This is a genomic window from Halomonas sp. SSL-5 (genome assembly GCF_030708455.1).
Lineage (GTDB): Bacteria > Pseudomonadota > Gammaproteobacteria > Pseudomonadales > Halomonadaceae > Halomonas.
This window is the reverse complement of the sequence record NZ_JAUYWF010000006.1, coordinates 52,222-69,964: the sequence shown is the minus strand read 5'-3', so window position 1 is coordinate 69,964 and position 17,743 is coordinate 52,222. Positions and strand designations below refer to the sequence as shown.

Sequence of the window (17,743 nt, the reverse complement as noted above, 5' to 3'; positions counted from 1 at the left end):
CCGATTCCCCCACGCGGCGTATCTTTCCTCCATCTTCGCGCGCCTTGATATCGATCAACCCGATCCTGGCCGATGCGAGCACCGCTAGACCTCAAGGGGGAAACGTCATGACCAGGAAGAATGTCGACATCGAACAGTGGGATGTCGAGAACGAGGAGTTCTGGGAGTCGGAGGGCAAGAAGGTTGCCAACCGCAACCTGTGGATCTCCATCCCCAGCCTGCTGCTCGGTTTCGCCGTGTGGCTGATGTGGGGCATGATCACCACCCAGATGCAGAACCTGGGCTTCCCGTTCACGGTGGAGCAGCTGTTCACCCTGACCGCCATCGCCGGCCTCGCCGGCGCCACCCTGCGCATCCCCGCCTCCTTCATGATCCGCATCGCCGGCGGGCGCAACACCATCTTCCTGACCACGGCGCTGCTGATGATCCCGGCCATGGGCACCGGCATCGCGCTGATGAACCCCGCAACCCCCTTCTGGGTGTTCCAGGCCCTGGCACTGCTCTCGGGCATCGGCGGCGGCAACTTCGCCAACTCGATGAGTAACATCTCCAACTTCTTCCCCAAGAAGCAGCAGGGCTACGCCCTGGGGATGAACGCCGGGCTGGGCAACTTCGGCGTCACCACCATGCAGATCCTTATCCCGCTGGTGATGACCGTGGGCCTGTTCGGCGCCCTGGGCGGCGACCCCATGGAGCTGCAGAAGGCCAGCGGCACGCTGATCGGGCGTATCGAGGCGGGCACCCAGACCTGGATCCAGAACGCCGGCTTCGTGTGGATGCTGTTCCTGATCCCGTTGGCCTTCGCCGGCTGGTTCGGCATGAACAACCTGCGCACCATCACGCCCAATCCGGGCACGCCGCTGCAGGCCTTCGGCAAGATCCTGGGCCTCTACGGAGTCGGCATCGTGACCTCCATCGTCGGCGTGGTGGCGCTGAGCTTTCTCAACATGTGGCTCGCCCTGCCACTGACCATCGTGCTCACCGTGGTGCTGCTGCGCCTGATCCCCGGTGATATCAAGCCCGCCATCAAGAAGCAGTTCGAGATCTTCTCCAACAAGCACACCTGGTCGATGACCGTGCTCTACATCGCCACCTTCGGCTCCTTCATCGGCTTCTCCGCGGCCCTGCCGCTCTCCATCTCGGTGATCTTCGGCAACATGATGGAGGTCGCCGCCGACGGAAGCATGACCCGCGTCGCCAACCCCGACGCCCCCAGCGCCCTCACCTGGGCCTGGATGGGACCCTTCGTCGGTGCCCTGATCCGCCCAGTGGGCGGCTGGATCTCCGACAAGCTGGGCGGCTCCATCGTCACCCAGGTGATCACCGCCATCATGGTGGTGGGCTCCGTAGGTGCCGGCTACGTGATGATGCTGGCCTACAACGCCACCGATCCCAACCAGTACTTCTGGATGTTCCTGGCGCTGTTCATCCTGCTGTTCGCCGCCAGCGGCATCGGCAACGGCTCCACCTTCCGCAGCATCGGCTTCATCTTCGATCCCCAGCAGAAGGGCCCGGCGCTGGGCTGGACCTCGGCGGTCGCCGCCTACGGCTCCTTCATCGCCCCGCGGGTGATGGGCGAACAGATCAAGGCCGGCACCCCGGAACTCGCCATGTACGGCTTCGCGGTCTTCTACGCCGTCTGCCTGGTGGTCAACTGGTGGTTCTACCTGCGCAAGAACGCCTACGTGAAGAATCCCTGACATATCCTGACACCATCCATTCAACCGGCAGACTCGGAGGGTCCCATGGCCTCTGAACGCTTCAAGCAAACCTCGGTGCTGGTGGCCAACACCTTCGCCTTCACCATGTGCTTCATGGTATGGACGATGTTCGGCGAGATCGGCGTGCCGATCGCCGAGCAGCTCGACCTCAACGGCACCCAGTTCGGCATTCTCACCGCGGTGCCCATCCTCACCGGCGCCCTGTCGCGGCTGCCACTGGGCTCGATGACCGACCGCTTCGGCGGCCGGCCGGTGTTCTTCATCATCCTGCTGCTCATCGTGCCGGCCATCTGGCTGGTGCAGTTCGCCACCGCGTACTGGCAGCTGCTGGTGCTGGGCGCCTTCGTCGGCCTGGCCGGCGGCTCCTTCTCGGTGGGCATCACCTACACCGCCAAGTGGTTCGAGAAGGACCGCCAGGGCCTGGCCATGGGGATCTTCGGTGCCGGCAACGCCGGGGCCGCGGTAACCAAGTTCATCGCCCCGACCGTGATCGTGGTGCTGGGCTGGCAGGCCGTGCCCAACATCTACGCCGGCATCATGCTGGTCACCGCGGTGCTGTTCTGGTTCTTCACCTACTCCAACCCCGCCCACCGCACCGCCAGCAGCGTCTCGCTGCGCGACCAGCTCAAGGTCCTCAACGACCCCAGGGTGTGGAAGTACTGCCAGTACTACTCGGTGGTGTTCGGCGGCTATGTCGGCGTCTCGCTGTGGCTGACCCGCTACTACATGGGCGAATACGGCTTCGGCATCCAGGTCGCTGCGCTGATCGCCACCATCTTCGTGCTGCCCTCCGGGGTGATCCGCGCCTTCGGCGGCTGGCTCTCCGACCGCTTCGGTGCCCACACCGTCACCTGGACCTGCCTGTGGGCCAGCCTGATCGCCCTGTTCATCATGTCCTATCCCGAGACCCAGTACCGCGTGGCCGGTGCCGGTGGCGCAGGGGTGGTGGAGTTCGGCTTCGGCATCCCGGTGTGGCTGTTCACCACCGCGCTGTTCGTGGTGGGCATCGCCTGGGGCATCGGCAAGGCCTCGGTGTTCAAGTACCTCTCCAACGAGTACCACGAGAACCTCGGCCTGGTCTCCGGCATCGTCGGCCTGGCCGGCGGTATCGGCGGCTTCCTGCTGCCGATCATGTTCGGCGCCCTGGTGGATATCACCGGCGTGGCCACCACCGTGTGGATGCTCTGCTTCGGCGTGACCCTGGTCTCGATCATCTGGATGTGGTGGACCGAGCGTCGCGTGCCGATGCTGACCCGCGACGAGAAGCACCCGGGCAAGCCCGCCGAGACCCGGCCCACCCAAACCCATCCCGCCGAAACCAGGCCGGCCGAGAGTTGATCCAGGCCAAGGCTTTCCGCAAGGTCTCGCGCTATAGTAGCATCCTGAATACATCTTAGGCCGGCCCGCCAGGGCCGGTCGCCTGTCAAGCGAGGACCCGTCATGTCCACCCCTCAGGCCTTCCCCGCCGCTTCCGGCGACCACGTCGACGACGCGCATCCCGGCAAGCAGTCCCGCGGACGCGGTGCCGCCATCATCGTCTACATGCTCTTCCTGGGCAGCGTGCTGGCGGTCATCACCGCCCCCATCGCCGTGCTGATCGCCCACTTCAAGCGCCCCGGCGCCGAGCCCTGGGTACAGAGCCACCTGCAGTTCCAGATCCGCACCTTCTGGCTGGGCGTGCTGGGCGGTGCCGCCTTCATCGCTACCTGGCAGCTGCTGGGGCTGGCCGGCATCCCGCCCATGGCGCCCTGGGCCATGGGCTACCTCTACTTCACCGCCTGCATGATCTGGATGGTGGGCCGCTGCGCCGTGGGCATCGCCCGGCTGACCTCCAACCGCCCGATAGACAACCCGCGCAGCCTGGCCTTCGGCGGCGCCCGGGTGACTATCACCGACGCATGAGGGCACACGAGCTTCCCAACCCCGGCTGGGGACCGCTCTCCGCCCTGCCCGGCAACCCGCTGATGTGGGTGCTGATCCTCAGCGAGTTGCTGGTGTTCATGGCGTTCTTCGCCCTCTATGCCGCCGAACGCGCCGCCCAGGTGGCGCTGTTCGACGCCTCCCAGCAGCATCTCGACCCGCTGATGGGCGGGCTCAATACCCTGGTGCTGCTGACCAGCGGCCTGTGCGTGGCGCTGGCCCTGGAAGCCAGCGCCGCGGAGCGCATCCGCCGTACCCGCCAGTGGCTGGCCGCCGCCATGGGGCTGGGCGTGCTGTTCGGGGTGATCAAGGTGGTCGAGTATTCGAGCAAGTTCGCCGTGGGGATCACTCCGGATACCAACACCTTCTTCGGTTTCTACTACGGCCTGACCGCCTTCCATTTCGCCCATGTGCTGTTCGGCCTGGCGCTGCTGGGCCTGGTCAGCTGGCGCACCAGCCTTGCGAACGTGGAGACCGCCGCCGCCTTCTGGCACATGGTCGACCTCATCTGGATCCTGCTCTATCCGCTGCTCTATTTATTGCGCTGAGGGCTCCCTACTGCACTGAGGGCTCCCTTCTGCGCTGACACGGAGGCTGTCATGACATCACTGCCCGGCACCCGCCGCCTGTTGACCACCTGGGCGATCCTGATGGGACTGACCCTGGTCTCCATGGTTTCGGCGCTCTTCGACGCCAACGACTGGCAGGCGCTGCCGCTATGGTCGGCGGCCCTGGTGATCCTGGCTACCGGCTTCAAGGCTCAGCGCTTGCTGATGGTCTATCTCAACCTGCGCATGGCCACCCCGGCCTGGAAGGGCGCCTTCGTGGGCCTGGTGGCGCTGACCCTGACACTGATCGGCGCCGGCTACCTGGTGGCGCGGCTGACCTGACACGCACCGCCCGCCTGACACTCGCAGCCCACAATGCCGAAGGGCCTGCATTGGCAGGCCCTTCATCGTCGTGTGGCTCTGGATCCGGAGGGATGGCTAGCGCCGCTGCGGGTGATCGGGTGGCGTACTCGCCCGGGCCCAGTTCTCCAGGGCGCGGCCCAGGCGCATCAGGGCATAGACCAGGAACGGGGTCAGCAGCATCAGGCCGATGCCCCAGTCGCGGTTGTTGATCAGCCACACCAGCGGCAGCACCAGCGCCACGGCGACCAGGCACCAGGCCGCCACGGCAAGGATCAGTCGGGTTCGAAGGGTCATGGCGCGCTCCTCGGCGACGGTTCGACTGGCGAGTGGGAATGGAAAGGGCTCAGGTGGCGATGATCTGGCGGTAGATGCCCGGCAGGGCCAGCGACAGGTGCTCCGGGCGCTGCACGATGGCGTAGCCGCCGCGACCGAACAGGTGGGGGATATACTGCCCCGCCTCGCGGTCGATGGTCACCCCGAACACCCGCACCTCCTGACGCCGCGCCTCGAGCACCGCCTTGCGGGTGTCCTCGATGCCGTAGCGCCCCTCGTAGTAGTCGTTGTCGTTGGGCTTGCCGTCGGTGAGCATCAGCAGCAGCCGGTGCCGATTGGGGCGTTCGCTCAATTGCTTCGTCAGGTGGCGGATTGCCGGCCCCATGCGGGTGTAGCTGCCGGGACGCAGCGCCGAGATGCGCCGCGTGACCCGGTCCCCCATGGGCTCGTCGAACGCCTTCAGGGTGTTGACCCACACCTTGTGGCGGCGCTGGGAGGTGAAGCTGTGGATCGAATAGTCGTCGCCACAGCCGGCCAGGCCATGGCCCAGCACCAGCAGCGCCTCCTTGGCCACGTCGAGCACGCGACGGTCCTGGAGCCACGCCTCGGTGGAGAGCGAGACATCCACCAGGATCGATACCGCCAGGTCGCGGGCCTGGGTGCGGCTGGCCATGTAGAGGCGATCGCTGGCCTCGCCGGTGGCGGCCAGGTCGCAGCGCGAGCGGATCACCGCGTCCATGTCGAGCTCGCTGCCATCCAGCTGGCCACGCAGGATCTCGCGGCGCGGGCGCAGCGCCTCGAATTCACGACGCACGCGGCGGATGCGCCGCCGGGTCGCCTCGTCGGGGGCCCAGTCTTCCCCCTCCTCGCTCTGCACGTCGCTGAGCACCACGCAGTGGTCGGGCAGGTAGGCCTGCTTGCGGTGGTTCCATTCGGGATAGAGATGCTTGCCTTTGAGGCGGTCGCCAACGGCCTCGTCGGGGGCCAGGTCGAGGTCGAGCTTGAGCCGGGAGGAGGCCTTCTTGCGGTTGGAGCTGAGCACGATCTCGTCCATCTGATCGGCCGCCTGGCGTGCCTCCTCCTCTTCCTCGTCATCCACATGGCGATTGAGGTTCACCATCTCCGCCCAGGAGAGCATCTTCTCCATGTTGTTGAGCATCAGCGGGTCGTCACGATCGGCCTGGTCCTGCTCGCGGCGATCGGCCTGGCGCTTGCCGTGGTCATCGTCGGCCGAGGCGGCGGCGCTGGCCAGCTCCTCGTCATCGTCCACGCTCTGCTCGCGGGCGCCGTCGCGGGTGCCCAGGGTGACCGCCTGCCCCCACAGCGGCACCGGCAGCGGCGGGCGGTAGCCGCGTGGGGCGCGGAACTCCTCCAGCGGAAAATCGCTCTCGCGGATGGCGCGCTGCATGGCCAGGGCCCAGGCCTCCTCGGGGTCGGGAGCACCCAGCTCGGCGCATAGCGCGACCTCCAGGGCCGCCTCCCTGGGCGGCAGGCGCTTACGCTGTGGCCGGATGGCCAGCAGCTCGCCGCACAGCCTTACATAGCGCTCGGCGAGGCCGGGAAAACGGGCCAGGGCGGCACGGGCGGTGCGGCGTGCCTCGCGCAGCCGCGCCAGGTCGGCCTGCAGGGGATCCTGGGGATATGTCAGCGGACGTGCCTCGGCCAGGTAGGCGGTCAGCCACAGATAGAGGTCGCGGTTGAGGGAGGCCTCGGGGAACAGCGCCAGGCGCGGCGGCAGCAGCAGGTTCTCCTCGTCGCGGCGCGCCTGGTCGAGGGCCTCCTCGTCGAGGCCCAGGCGCTGACGCAGGCTCAGCCGGTGAGCCGAGGCACGCCGGGCGATGGCCGCTACCTCGATGCCCTGCTCGCCACCGCCGGCGCGGAAGAACACGCCCAGCATGGGGCGCAGGCTCTCCAGGCTGACCGCCGCCTCGGGGTGATCGGGGTAGCTCGCCGCCCCGGAGGCCCAGCGGTGCCAGAAACGGCCGACGGTCTCCTCGACCTCAAGAAAGTCCAGCATGATCAAGCTCCCGGGTATCGAAAGGGGCTAATTCGGGGACCTCCTCTTCGGCTTGCCCCCGGCGCCCCTTCCTTCAAGAAATATCTCATCAACCGAAGGTGGCCTGGATGGCCTCCATCAGCCCCTCCTGGACATCGGCGTCGTCGGAGAGCGGCTCCACCAGGGTGGCGCGGGCGGCATCGCGGATCGGCATGCCGGCCTGGATCAGGGTGGCGCAGTAGACCAACAGGCGGGTGGAGACGCCCTCCTCCAGGTCCTGTCCCTTCATGGCACGCAGGCTGGCCGCCAGGTTCACCAGTGCACTGCAGCGCTCGGGATCGAGGCCGCTCTCGCGGGCGACGATATCGCGCTCCACCCTGGGCGGCGGAAAATCGAAGGACATCGCCACGAAGCGCTGGCGGGTACTGGGCTTCAGTGACTTGAGGATGTGCTGGTAGCCGGGGTTGTAGGAGACCACCAGCATGAAGTCGTCCGGCGCCTCGAGCAGCTCGCCGGTGCGCTCCAGCGGCAGCAGGCGGCGGTCGTCGGTCAGCGGGTGCAGCACCACGGTGACATCCTTGCGCGCCTCGACCACCTCGTCGAGGTAACAGATGCCGCCCTCGCGCACCGCGCGGGTCAGCGGGCCGTCGACCCAGCGGGTCTCGCCGCCCTGCAGCAGGTAGCGGCCGGTCAGGTCGGCGGCGGTGAGATCATCGTGACAGGAGACGGTGAACAGCGGCTTGCCCAGCTTGGCGGCCATATGGCTGACGAAGCGGGTCTTGCCGCAGCCGGTGGGGCCCTTGAGCAGCAGCGGCAGGCGCTGCTCGTAGGCATGCTCGAACATCGCGCACTCGTTGCCCACGCTGTCGTAGTAGGGAATCTCCTGGTCGGCGGGCTGCGCCGTCGCGGGGGAGAGGGTCATGGCGAAACTCCGTGTGGGTCAATCGAAGAGGGCCCCTGCCGGGGCCCTCGGGTGATCAGGCGCGATCGGCGCCAGCGGTCAACTGTGTCCCGCCTGCGGGTACCTGCTCACGGGCAGGGCCGAAGAAGGCGTAGAGCAGCAGGCAGCTGCCGATGGCCACGGCGATGCCGGAGCCCAGGCGCATGCCGTAGAACAGCACCAGCTGGTCCTGCACCTCCATGAAGTTCATGCCCAGCACGCGCTGCAGGTGGGTCTGGACGACGCCGGCGAAGGTCAGCGTGAAGGTCATGAAGCACATGGCGCCGGTCACGATCCAGAAGCCCCACATGTTCATCACCTGGTTATAGGGCTGCACGCGGCGCAGCTGCGGCATGGCGAAGCTGATGATGCCCAGCATCAGCATCACGTAGGCCCCGTAGAAGGCCAGGTGGCCGTGGGCCGCGGTGACCTGGGTGCCGTGGCTGTAGTAGTTGACCCAGTGCAGGGTGTGCATGAAGCCCCATACGCCGGCGCCGAAGAAGGCCACGGTCGGGCAACCGAGCGCCCACAGCATGGCGGCCTTGTTGGGGTGGTTACGGCTGCCCTTCCAGAACATGGTGAAGGCGAACACCACCATGGCGAAGAAGGGGATCACCTCCAGGGTGGAGAAGATGCTGCCGATGGGCTGCCAGTAGCTCGGCGCACCGATCCAGTAGTAGTGGTGACCGGTACCCAGCAGGCCGGAGAACAGCGACAGGCCGACGATGATATAGAGCCACTTCTCGATCACCTCGCGGTCGACGCCGGTCATCTTGATCAGCAGGTAGCCGAGCAGGGAGGCCATGATCAGCTCCCACACGCCCTCGACCCAGAGGTGCACCACCCACCACCAGTAGAGCTTGTCCACGGCGAGGTTGGAGGGGTTGTAGAAGGCGAACAGCCAGAATACCGCGGCCAGCCACAGGCCCAGCATCAGCACCAGGTTGATGGCGGTACGCCGCCCCTTGAGCAGGGTCATGCTGGTGTTGAACAGGAACATCAGGAAGGAGATGGTGATCAGTACCTTGACCCAGAACGGCTGCTCGAGGAACTCGCGGCCCTCGTGGATCCCGAACTGGTAGCCGACCAGTGCCGCGGCACCGGCGAAGGCGAAGATCGCCAGCTGGATATAGGCGATGGTGGGGCTGTGGATCTCGCGCTCGGCCTCTTCCGGCATCAGGTAGTAGGTGGCGCCCATGAAGCCGATCAGCAGCCACACGATCAGCAGGTTGGTATGGCTGACCCGCATGATGTTGAAGGGCATCAGCTCGGCCATGAAATTCGGCCATACATAGACAGAGGCGGCCAACAGCCCGAAGACGATCTGCAGCGCGAATAGCGCCATGGCCACCATGAAGAATGGCAATGCCACCTTCTGGGTTTCATATTTCATCGGTGTCGTTCTCCTTGATTCATCCGCCGGGTCTTAGAGCCGGGTCTTAGAGAAAGTGGCAGGCGGCTCAACCGGCGGGGGTCGGCGGCCAGTCCTGGTCGTCGATGCCGTCGGTCCACTCGAGGAAGTCGATCAGCGCGCTCATCTCCTCGTCGCTGAAGTCGTAGGCCGGCATCTGGCGGCGGCCCTGGGTGCCCAGCGGCTGGGCGCGGATCCACGCGGCCAGGCCGGCACGCGCCGCCTCGGGGTTCTGGTGGCCCCCGTAGCGCTCCCAGACGTTACCCAGCTCCGGCGCGAAATAGGCACCCTCACCCATGATGCTGTGGCAGTTGATGCACATGTTCTTTTCCCAGATGTGCTTGCCTTCCACGACAGACTCGGTGAGCCCCTCCTTGTCGGTGGACGTGTTGACCATGTACCAGTGGCTGTGTGCCGTCAGGGCGGCAAACAGCAGAAAGAAGAACAGCGACCCGCCATAGAAGATATTGCGGGCCGCCGACTTGGTGAGACCGTCGGCCATGAATCTTTCCCCCCTTGCTCGTCTGGCAGGCGCATCGCGGAATCCACGGGTTACGCCTGGCGATTTCTTAATATGCATTGCTGATGCATGTTAAGCCTACCAGAAGAGAGTGGTTCAAGGCTTTGACGCTGGTCAAATAGTGCGGATCAACGACTCTCGGTGATGTCCTCGATCCAGGTCAACGCCGCGACGCCGCGGGGCAGGCCCAGGGTGGGGATGGAGAGCATGGCCACCTGCTTGAGGGCTTCCGCGGACTCCCCCTCCTCCAGGGCGCGGCGGGCGTGGGAGTGGACGGCACCCTCGGAGCGAGCCCCCACGGCCAGGGCCAGCTTCACCAGGCGGCGGGTTCGCGCGTCCAGCGGGCCGCTCTCGGCACAGGCCTTGCCTAGCTCGGCATAGGCGTCCCACACCTCGGGGTAGTGCTCGGCCACCTGGCCGGCGCCGGCGGGAAGATCCTGTTTCGACATGCCAAGTTCCTTCTGCGGATGAATGTGGCGTCAGTATAGGCCACTCGATCGGGGCCGCGTCACGCCAGCCAGGAGAGCGCGCTCTTGGTGATGGCCGCCCCCAGCATGTACAGGAACACCAGCACCGCCGCCACGCCGGCCACGCCACGCCCCGCCGGGCTTCGACCGCGCTTGATGGCCAGCGTGCCCAGGCCGATGTAGACCACCAGGGCGATCAGTTTGGCGGCCAGCCAGGGATGCTGATGGGGCCACAGCGAGAGCATCACCATCAGCACCACGCCCAGGGTCAGCAGCAGGGTATCGATGACGTGGGGGGCGATCCTGACCCAGCGGGCCTGCAGCACCGGCGCCTCGCGCACCGACCAGACGGCGCGCAGCACGAAGAACAGGATGCTCAGGGTGGCGGCGGTGATATGCAGGTGCTTGATCAGGAAATAGTGTTCCATCGAGTCGCTCCGGGTAGGTGGTTATCCATCCTTGCCATCGGGGCGGGCCGACAGCAACGGCGCCGTATAGTGGAACAGGAAGACGCCATAGGCCAGGCACCAGAAGATGATCCCCAGGTTGTAGGTCCAGTGGGTGATCTGCGGGAACAGCACCAGCACCGGCGAGCGCAAGAGCGCAGCGGCCACCATCAGCGCGAGGGCCACGCCGATGCCGGGCAGGCAACGGATGGGGCGTGCGGTATGGCCCAGCGAGACTCGCGCCATCATCGACAGCATCATGGTGCCCATGCCACCGATGGTCAGGGCGTGCAGCGCGGCGTCGGCGCGGCTGCCGGCGAGCAGCGCCAGGGCCCACATGACCAGGCCCACCGGGATGAAGGCATAGCTCAGGTGCAGCCCCCACAGCAGCGGCTCGCGCCAGCTGTGCTGGCCGCCCCAGCGCGACAGGCGCACGGCGTTGGCCAGCGCCGCCAGCAGCATCAGGCCCGCCAGCAGCGCAGCAGGCAACGGCACGCCCAGGGCGATGAGCAGCTGGCCCAGCACCACCGCCATCACGCTGCCCAGGCTCAGCTTCTCGAGTACCGGAATCGGCGGCTTGCGGGTCAGCCCCAGGCGATTGGCGGTGAACATGGCGATCACCCGACCACCCACCACCACCATCAGCAGGGTGATCAGCAGCACCGCCAGGTGTGCGGCAGGGCGAATCAGCTCCGCCTCGCCGGAGAGCACTCCCAGGTGCATCAGCAGGTTGGCCAGGGTCAGCAGCCCCAGGGCCGGCAGGAAGATCAGGTTGCGCCAACGCCGCGCACGGATCACCAGGCTCGCCATCACCGCCGCCACCACCGGCAGGAAGGCGAGATCCACCGCCGCCACCAGCCAGCCTGGCAGCCCCATGGGAAAGGCCATCAGCACACGCGCCGCCAGCCACAGGGCGACCAGCCCCAGCAGCGGCCCGCCCTTGAGGCTGGGCAGCCCGGTCCAGTTCTGCACCGCGGTGAGCAGGAAGCCCGCCACCACGGCAACGGCAAAACCGAACAGCATCTCGTGCTGGTGCCAGAACATCAGCCCACCCTGGGGGCGCAGCAGGATATCGCCGTGCCAGAAGGCGAACCACACCACCAGGGAGAGGATGCTGAACAGCGCGGCGAGCAGGAAGAAGGGACGGAAGGCCAGGCGCGCCACCGCTAGCTGGGTCGGTGCGAAGGCGGTCAGGCTGGTGCGGGAGGAGGACATGTCGCGATACCCGTATGAGACGCTTGGATGGTGCCATTGTGCGCCTGCGGGCTCGCGACTTCCATGACAGGTATCAAGAATACTTCTTATGACGCCTCAGTGGCTGGTGCCCTCTTCGTAGCGCGTCTTGTTCCAGACGTTGTACTTGCCGGAGGGCTTGCTCATCGGGATGCGCTTCTCCTCCTCGAGGGTCTCGGCGTCATAGACGATCACCGCGCCATCCTCTTCCCACAGGCTGAGCAGCAGCTTCTCGCCGTAGCGGTCGAACTCCACGTGGGCGGCGGTCTTGCCGGGCTCGGGAATCAGCGTCTCGACGATCTCGAGGCTCTGCTTGTCGATGACGTGGACCCGGTCGCGATTGGGGCCGAAGAAGACGTCCGCCCAGACATAGGGCGAGTTGGCATGGCTGCGCATGAAGAAGCCGGGGCCGTCGGTCGCAAGCGTCTTGATCACCGTCCAGTCGCTCATGTCGATGATCGACACCGCCGCCCGGGTGAGGTGGGGCGTCGCCATCACGCGGCGGCCCTGATACTCCCAGGTGATGCCGGAGCCCAGGTGGGGCATGCCCTCCAGGGGCAGGTCGGCGACCTTCTCGCCGCTGTCCAGGTTGACCACCATGCCGCCCTCTCCGCCCCGGGAGGCGCCGATGACGTGGTCGTAGTCGAGGTCGAAGAAGAAGTCATCGAGGTAGTCCGGCACCGGGATGCGCCGCACCCGGAAGTTGGGCGTGTCATGGCCGCGCCGCGGTTCGAGCGGGGTGGCCATATGGCCGGTGGAAACCACCGGCTCGGTGGGCAGCGGCCAGGGGATCTCCCACACCTCCTCGATATCCTTCAGCGCGGCGATGAAGCTGCCCCGCGGCGGGGCGGCGTAGACGGCGCTGACCCGCGAGCTCTCGCCGTCCTCGCCCACCGCCGGATAGACCTTCATCAGGTCGAGGTTGTGGGCATCGAAGAGCACCAGGCTGTGGGGCAGGTAGTTGGCGGCCATCACGTAGCGGCCATCCCCGGAGACGGCAATATTGCGCATGTTGATACCGGCGCGCACCTCGGCCACCACCTGCATGTTGTAAATGTCGTACTTGGTCACCCAGCCGTCCCGGGAGCCGAAGAACACGTAGCGTCCATCCGGGGTGTACTTGGGCCCGCCGTGCAGGGCATAGCGGGTGGCGAAGCGATGAATCGGCTCGAAGCTATCGCCGTCGAGCAGGGTGGCGTGGTGGTCACCGGTCTCCACCACGATGAACAGGTTGAGCGGATCGGCGTCGAAGCGTGGCGCGTCGGGCAGGCTACCATCGGGATGGTGCACCAGCTGGCTGGCCAGGATCTCGTCGCGCCCCCAGCGGGGCTCCACCTCGGGCTCGCGGTAGATCCACTCGGCCAGCGAGGTGACCTGATCGTCATCGAGCTGCTCGCCGAAGCCCGGCATCTGGCTGGCCGCTCGCCCGTCGCGGATCACCGCCTCGGCGGCGGCAGGCTTGAGCCGTGAGAGGTTGCCCGGCAGCAGCGCAGGGCCGATGCCCCCCAGGCGCTCCTCGCCATGGCAGGAGGCGCACTGGGCCTGGTAGAGCGCCTCGGTATCCGCGTCACCCTCGGCCAAGACGGCCGCGGGCAGCAGCAGCATGGCGGCAGTCAGCAGCGGCAGGAGTCGCGGGGTCATTGCGAGTCTTCCATGAACTGTCACAGGGCAATCCGCTCCAGGGCGGCACCCTCGATGAAGGAGGCCTCCTCCGGCGCGGGCTGGGCCAGGGTATCGGCCAGGCGCACCACCTCACCCACCACGATCAGGGTGGGCGGACGCAGCCCTTCCCTGGCGATGGTCTCGACCAGCTCGCCCAGGCAGGTAATGACCCGGCGCTGCTCGGGGGTGGTGCCCCGCTCCACCAGGGCCACCGGGTGCTCGGCCGGCAGGCCGTGGCGCTGCAGCTCGCGGCGGATCCGCTCGGCATTGGCCAGGCCCATGTAGAACACCGTGGTCTGGTGCGGGGCGGCCAGCGCGGCCCAGTTCAGGGCCAGGTCACCATCGCCCTTGCAGTGGCCGGTGACGAAGGTGACGCTCTGGGCGTAGTCACGATGGGTCAGCGGGAAGCCACCGTAGGCGGCACAGCCCTGGGCGGAGGTGATACCCGGCACCACGCGAAAGCCCACGCCGTGCTCGATCAGCACCTCGGCCTCCTCGCCGCCGCGCCCGAAGATATAGGGGTCGCCGCCCTTGAGGCGCACCACGCGGCGACCCTCCCGGGCCAGGCGCACCAGCAGGGCGTTGGTCTCGTCCTGGGTCAGGGCGTGGCAGCGCGAGGCCTTGCCCACGTAGAAGCGCCGCGCCCGGGGACTGGCCAGGGCCAGCACCTCGCGGGAGACCAGCCGGTCATAGACCAGGCAGTCGGCCTGCTCGATCAGCGACAGGGCGCGCAGGGTCAGCAGGCCGGGATCGCCGGGGCCGGCGCCGATGATGGCCACTTCGCCGGACGCCAGCGGCGCCTCGGCCAGATCATAGGAAACGCGGTGTGACGGCATGGCGGTACTCCTCGCTAGCCTCAGCTGATCTCGACGGCCTGGATGGCCTCATGGGGTGGGGAGGAATAGGGTGCCGCCACCCGACGCTCGCCCCCCTCGGCGACGCCGATCTCGGCGTTGGTCAGGTAGCAGCCGGGATCCTCTTCCCAGGGATCCCCACTGACCTTCCAGGCACGCACCCGGGTATTGCCGTTGCAGATCGACAGGTAACGGCACTCGGCGCAGCGCCCCTTGAGGGGACGCGGGCGCTGGCGGAAGCCGACCATCAGCGGGTCCTGGGTGTCGCGCCAGATCGCGGAGAACGGCCGCTCGCGCACGCTGCCCAGGTCGTGGTCCCACCAGAAGGTGTCCGGGTGCACATGGCCCAGGTTGTCGATATTGGCGATATGCTCGCCGGAGGCGTTGCCGCCCCAGTTGCGCAGGCGCTGCTCCAGGGCCTCGGCCTGCTCGGGGAAGTGCTCCCGGGCCCACATCAGCAGGAAGGGGCCATCGGCGTCGTTGTTGCCGGTGACGTACTCGCGCTCCACGCCGCGCTCGAGTTCGTCGCGGCAGTGGTCGAACAGCCGGGTCATGGCGTCGCGGGTCATGCGGTACCAGGCGTCCTGCTTGCTGTGGCGCCGGCCACGGCCACCGTAGTTGAGGTGCGAGAGGTAGAACTTGTCGACGTCATGCTCGTCGAGCAGGGCCAGGATATCGCCGAGCTGCTCGTAGTTCTCGCGGGTCAGGGTGAAGCGCAGGCCGACCTTGATGCCGCGCTCCTTGCACAGCTTTACCGCATGCATGGACTCGCGGAAGGCCCCCTTCCGCTGGCGGATGACGTCGTGGGTCTCCTCGAGGCCATCGATGCTGATGCCCACGTAGTCGTAGCCCACGTCGGCTATCTCGTCGATATTCTCCTCGGTGATCAGGGTCCCGTTGGTGGAGAGCCCGGTGTAGATCCCCAGCTCCCGGGAGCGGCGCGACAGCTCGAAGATATCGGGCCGCATCAGCGGCTCGCCCCCGGAGAGGATCAGCGCCGGCACCCGGAAGGCGGCGAGGTCGTCGAGCACCGCGTGGGCCTCGGCGTTGGAGAGCTCACCGGCGAAGTCGATATCCGCCGAGGTGGTGTAGCAGTGCTTGCAGGTCAGGTTGCAGCGACGGATCAGGTTCCAGATCACCACCGGCCCGGGCGGCTTGCGTGCCGGGGGGATGGGACCCGGCTCCATCAATGTCTTGATATAGCGGGTGACGCGGAACATGGCGTTCTCCTGCTGGGATTTGCTGTGCTGAGCCGCCGCGGCGGGCGCGACTCAGCCCCGACGTTGGGTGTCCGTGGGCGCAGTGCTCGGCCGGCTGCCGGCCAGGCGCAGCCCGGTCTTCTTGAGGATGCGCGTACTGTAGAGGATGCGGTGATCACGACACGCCTCGCCCAGGCGCTGGCGCAGCACCGCGGCCTGGCGCTCGACCTCCTCGCGGTTGCGGCCATGCAGCATGGCGAACAGGTTGTAGGGCCAGTGCGGCAGGTGGCGCGGGCGACGATAGCAGTGGCTGACGCCCTCGATGGCGGCCACCTCGCGGCCCAGGCGGTCGATCTGGGCGTCGTCGACGTCCCATACCGTCATGCCGTTGGCCACGTAGCCGAGCCGGTAGTGGTTGGGCACCGCGGCGACCCGGCGGATCACCCCGCTTTCCTGCATGGCCTGCATGCGCTCGAGCACCTCGGCACCGCTCATGCCCACCTCGCGGCCCACCGCGCCCCAGGGGTCAGGCACCAGCGGCAGGCCGGCCTGGGTGGCCAGCACGATGGCACGATCGGCGGCATCGAGTCCCCCGGCATCCGGCGTCGGGACTGCAGCCTCGACGGCTTCGCGGCGCGGCGCCGGCCTAGACGGGCAGGTGGAGACGGACATGGAACTCCTCCTCCTTGGGCATGTTGTAGACCGGCAGGCCGGTGGCCGCCTCGATCCCGGCGATGGTCTCGGCGATACCCTGCGGCGTCTCGGTGGCCAGCACGAACCACATGTTGAGCTCGTGCTCGCGACGATAGTTGTGGGCCACCTCGGGGAAGGCATTGACCGTCGCGACAATCTCATCATAGTCGGACTCGGGCACCGCAAGCGCGGCCAGGGTCAGGCCGCCGCCCAGGCGCTCGGCGTGGTACATGGGGCCGAAACGGCTGAGCACCCCGCCCTCGCGCAGCCGCTCCAGGCGGTAGAGCAGGTCACCCTCGGCGATATCCAGCCCCTCGGCCACCGCCGCGAAGGGGCGTGCCACCAGCGGCAGGCCATCCTGCAGGCGGTTGATCAGGCGACGATCGACGGCGTCCAGGTCATCGAGGGTCATGCCGCCCCCTCGCGCACGTAGCGGCCACCGCACTGACGATAGGCATGGGTGCTGAACAGCACGCGGTGCTCCAGGTCACCCAGGCCCAGGCGCTCGACGATGGCGGCAAGTTCCGCCTCGACCCGCTCGCGGCGGGCGCCGTGGATCATGCAGAACAGGTTGTAGGGCCAGTCGGGCAGCCGCCGGGGGCGACGGTAGCAGAGTGTCACGGCGGTCTCGTGGGCCAGGCGTCGGCCCACCTCGGCGACCCGCTCGTCGGGCACGTTCCATACCACCATGGCGTTGGCCTGGATGCCCAGGCGACGGTGCTTCACCACCAGTCCCAGGCGCTTGATCATGCCGTCGGCCTGCCAGCGGTGTACGCAGGCCATCACTTGGTCCTCGGCCATGCCGGCCTGTTCGGCCAGGGTGCGCCAGGGACGCGGGACAAGCGGCAGCCCCTGTTCGAGCAGGCCGCGCAGGCGGCGCTCGGCCTCGGCCGAGGGCGCATGGCGGGCGGCGCCGGTGGCGGCGAACTCCAGGTCGTCGGTGGTCTTCATGCGCGCTCCAGCTCGGCCCAGGGAATGGGGAACGACAAGTCGATATGGTAGCCCTCGAGCATCGGCAGGCGCAGGATCGGCACGCCCAGGCGTGCCTCCAGGGCGTCGAGCCGCGCCTCGAGCTCGGGCTCGTCCGGTGCGGTCATCACGAACCACAGGTTGAAGTCGTGTTCGCGGGCATAGTTGTGGTTGACGCCGGGAGCGGCGTTGATGAGCTCTGCGAAGGCATCGCGCTCGGCCTCGGGCACGGCCACGGCGGCGAGCAGGCTGGCGCCGGCCCGGGCATGGTCGAACACCGGCCCCACCCGGCTCAGCACGCCCATTTCCTGCAGGCGCTCGAGACGTGAGATCACCTCGGCCTCACTGGTGCCCAGGCGCTCGGCCACTGTGTGGAAGGGGCGGTTGCAGACCGGCAGGCCGCGCTGGTAGCTGTCGATCAGGCGACGGTCCAGCGCATCGAGGGCTTGGTGAATCGGGGCTTGGCAATGCATCGGCACAGCTCACTTGCGGCGGGTGGCGGCGGGCGTGCGCCCGCCGCCGGGTCCC

20 protein-coding genes are annotated in these 17,743 nt (G+C 67.4%); 5 read left to right on the top strand and 15 right to left on the bottom strand.

Going from position 1 to position 17,743, the window contains the following annotated elements; genetic code table 11:
• The first annotated feature begins 107 nt into the window (after positions 1 to 107).
• The 5 genes from RAN53_RS08495 to RAN53_RS08475 all read left to right on the top strand — a co-directional run bounded on the left by RAN53_RS08495 (position 108) and on the right by RAN53_RS08475 (position 4,531).
• Positions 108 to 1,700 carry an MFS transporter gene (locus tag RAN53_RS08495; RefSeq protein ID WP_305796383.1) on the top strand — a complete coding sequence of 531 codons (1,593 nt, stop codon included), beginning with the start codon at positions 108 to 110 and terminating at the stop codon, positions 1,698 to 1,700.
• A gap of 45 nt (positions 1,701 to 1,745) precedes the next feature.
• Positions 1,746 to 3,059, top strand: coding sequence for an MFS transporter (locus RAN53_RS08490; RefSeq protein WP_305796382.1), 1,314 nt, complete (start codon positions 1,746 to 1,748; stop codon positions 3,057 to 3,059).
• Between the two features lie 102 nt (positions 3,060 to 3,161).
• Positions 3,162 to 3,623, top strand: coding sequence for a DUF4870 family protein (locus tag RAN53_RS08485; RefSeq protein ID WP_305796381.1), 462 nt, complete (start codon positions 3,162 to 3,164; stop codon positions 3,621 to 3,623).
• Positions 3,620 to 4,189 carry a cytochrome c oxidase subunit 3 family protein gene (locus RAN53_RS08480; RefSeq protein ID WP_305796380.1) on the top strand — a complete coding sequence of 190 codons (570 nt, stop codon included), beginning with the start codon at positions 3,620 to 3,622 and terminating at the stop codon, positions 4,187 to 4,189. Before RAN53_RS08485 ends, RAN53_RS08480 begins: the two co-directional genes overlap by 4 nt.
• Positions 4,190 to 4,240: 51 nt before the next feature.
• A complete protein-coding gene (locus tag RAN53_RS08475; RefSeq protein WP_305796379.1) occupies positions 4,241 to 4,531 on the top strand; it encodes a hypothetical protein in 291 nt (96 codons plus the stop codon).
• Between the two features lie 96 nt (positions 4,532 to 4,627).
• On the opposite strand, the gene RAN53_RS08470 is transcribed toward RAN53_RS08475, so the two are convergent.
• The 15 genes from RAN53_RS08470 to RAN53_RS08400 form a co-directional block, all read right to left on the bottom strand.
• Positions 4,628 to 4,846 (bottom strand): hypothetical protein, encoded by a 219-nt coding sequence (locus tag RAN53_RS08470; protein WP_305796378.1) that lies wholly within the window; start codon positions 4,844 to 4,846, stop codon positions 4,628 to 4,630.
• A gap of 49 nt (positions 4,847 to 4,895) precedes the next feature.
• Entirely contained in the window at positions 4,896 to 6,842 is a 1,947-nt protein-coding gene (locus tag RAN53_RS08465) for a nitric oxide reductase activation protein NorD (RefSeq protein ID WP_305796377.1), read from the bottom strand.
• Positions 6,843 to 6,930: 88 nt separating this feature from the next.
• Positions 6,931 to 7,743, bottom strand: a complete 813-nt coding sequence (locus RAN53_RS08460) for a CbbQ/NirQ/NorQ/GpvN family protein (RefSeq protein WP_305796376.1) — start codon at positions 7,741 to 7,743, stop codon at positions 6,931 to 6,933.
• Positions 7,744 to 7,798: 55 nt separating this feature from the next.
• Positions 7,799 to 9,154 (bottom strand): cbb3-type cytochrome c oxidase subunit I, encoded by a 1,356-nt coding sequence (locus RAN53_RS08455; protein ID WP_305796375.1) that lies wholly within the window; start codon positions 9,152 to 9,154, stop codon positions 7,799 to 7,801.
• A 67-nt stretch (positions 9,155 to 9,221) separates the two neighbouring features.
• The gene (locus RAN53_RS08450; protein ID WP_232911847.1) at positions 9,222 to 9,674 is read right to left on the bottom strand and encodes a c-type cytochrome; all 453 of its coding nucleotides are present in this window, start codon (positions 9,672 to 9,674) and stop codon (positions 9,222 to 9,224) included.
• A 146-nt stretch (positions 9,675 to 9,820) separates the two neighbouring features.
• Entirely contained in the window at positions 9,821 to 10,141 is a 321-nt protein-coding gene (locus tag RAN53_RS08445; RefSeq protein ID WP_305796374.1) for a carboxymuconolactone decarboxylase family protein, read from the bottom strand.
• Between the two features lie 59 nt (positions 10,142 to 10,200).
• The gene (locus tag RAN53_RS08440; protein ID WP_305796373.1) at positions 10,201 to 10,587 is read right to left on the bottom strand and encodes a SirB2 family protein; all 387 of its coding nucleotides are present in this window, start codon (positions 10,585 to 10,587) and stop codon (positions 10,201 to 10,203) included.
• A 21-nt stretch (positions 10,588 to 10,608) separates the two neighbouring features.
• On the bottom strand, positions 10,609 to 11,820 hold the full coding sequence (locus tag RAN53_RS08435) for an NnrS family protein (protein ID WP_305796372.1): 1,212 nt from the start codon (positions 11,818 to 11,820) through the stop codon (positions 10,609 to 10,611).
• Positions 11,821 to 11,916: 96 nt separating this feature from the next.
• Positions 11,917 to 13,479, bottom strand: coding sequence for a nitrite reductase (locus RAN53_RS08430; RefSeq protein WP_305796371.1), 1,563 nt, complete (start codon positions 13,477 to 13,479; stop codon positions 11,917 to 11,919).
• A gap of 20 nt (positions 13,480 to 13,499) precedes the next feature.
• Positions 13,500 to 14,336 carry a uroporphyrinogen-III C-methyltransferase gene (gene cobA, locus RAN53_RS08425; protein WP_305796370.1) on the bottom strand — a complete coding sequence of 279 codons (837 nt, stop codon included), beginning with the start codon at positions 14,334 to 14,336 and terminating at the stop codon, positions 13,500 to 13,502.
• Positions 14,337 to 14,356: 20 nt separating this feature from the next.
• Positions 14,357 to 15,574 carry a heme d1 biosynthesis radical SAM protein NirJ gene (gene nirJ / locus RAN53_RS08420; RefSeq protein WP_305796369.1) on the bottom strand — a complete coding sequence of 406 codons (1,218 nt, stop codon included), beginning with the start codon at positions 15,572 to 15,574 and terminating at the stop codon, positions 14,357 to 14,359.
• 51 nt (positions 15,575 to 15,625) lie between these two features.
• Positions 15,626 to 16,225 (bottom strand): Lrp/AsnC family transcriptional regulator, encoded by a 600-nt coding sequence (locus RAN53_RS08415; protein ID WP_305796368.1) that lies wholly within the window; start codon positions 16,223 to 16,225, stop codon positions 15,626 to 15,628.
• Positions 16,200 to 16,658: an Lrp/AsnC family transcriptional regulator gene (locus RAN53_RS08410; RefSeq protein ID WP_305796367.1), complete on the bottom strand. Its 459-nt coding sequence runs from the start codon at positions 16,656 to 16,658 to the stop codon at positions 16,200 to 16,202. The genes RAN53_RS08415 and RAN53_RS08410 overlap by 26 nt, the downstream gene beginning before the upstream one ends.
• On the bottom strand, positions 16,655 to 17,197 hold the full coding sequence (locus tag RAN53_RS08405; RefSeq protein WP_305796366.1) for an AsnC family protein: 543 nt from the start codon (positions 17,195 to 17,197) through the stop codon (positions 16,655 to 16,657). The genes RAN53_RS08410 and RAN53_RS08405 overlap by 4 nt, the downstream gene beginning before the upstream one ends.
• Positions 17,194 to 17,688: an Lrp/AsnC family transcriptional regulator gene (locus RAN53_RS08400; protein WP_305796365.1), complete on the bottom strand. Its 495-nt coding sequence runs from the start codon at positions 17,686 to 17,688 to the stop codon at positions 17,194 to 17,196. Before RAN53_RS08400 ends, RAN53_RS08405 begins: the two co-directional genes overlap by 4 nt.
• Positions 17,689 to 17,743: the final 55 nt, after the last annotated feature.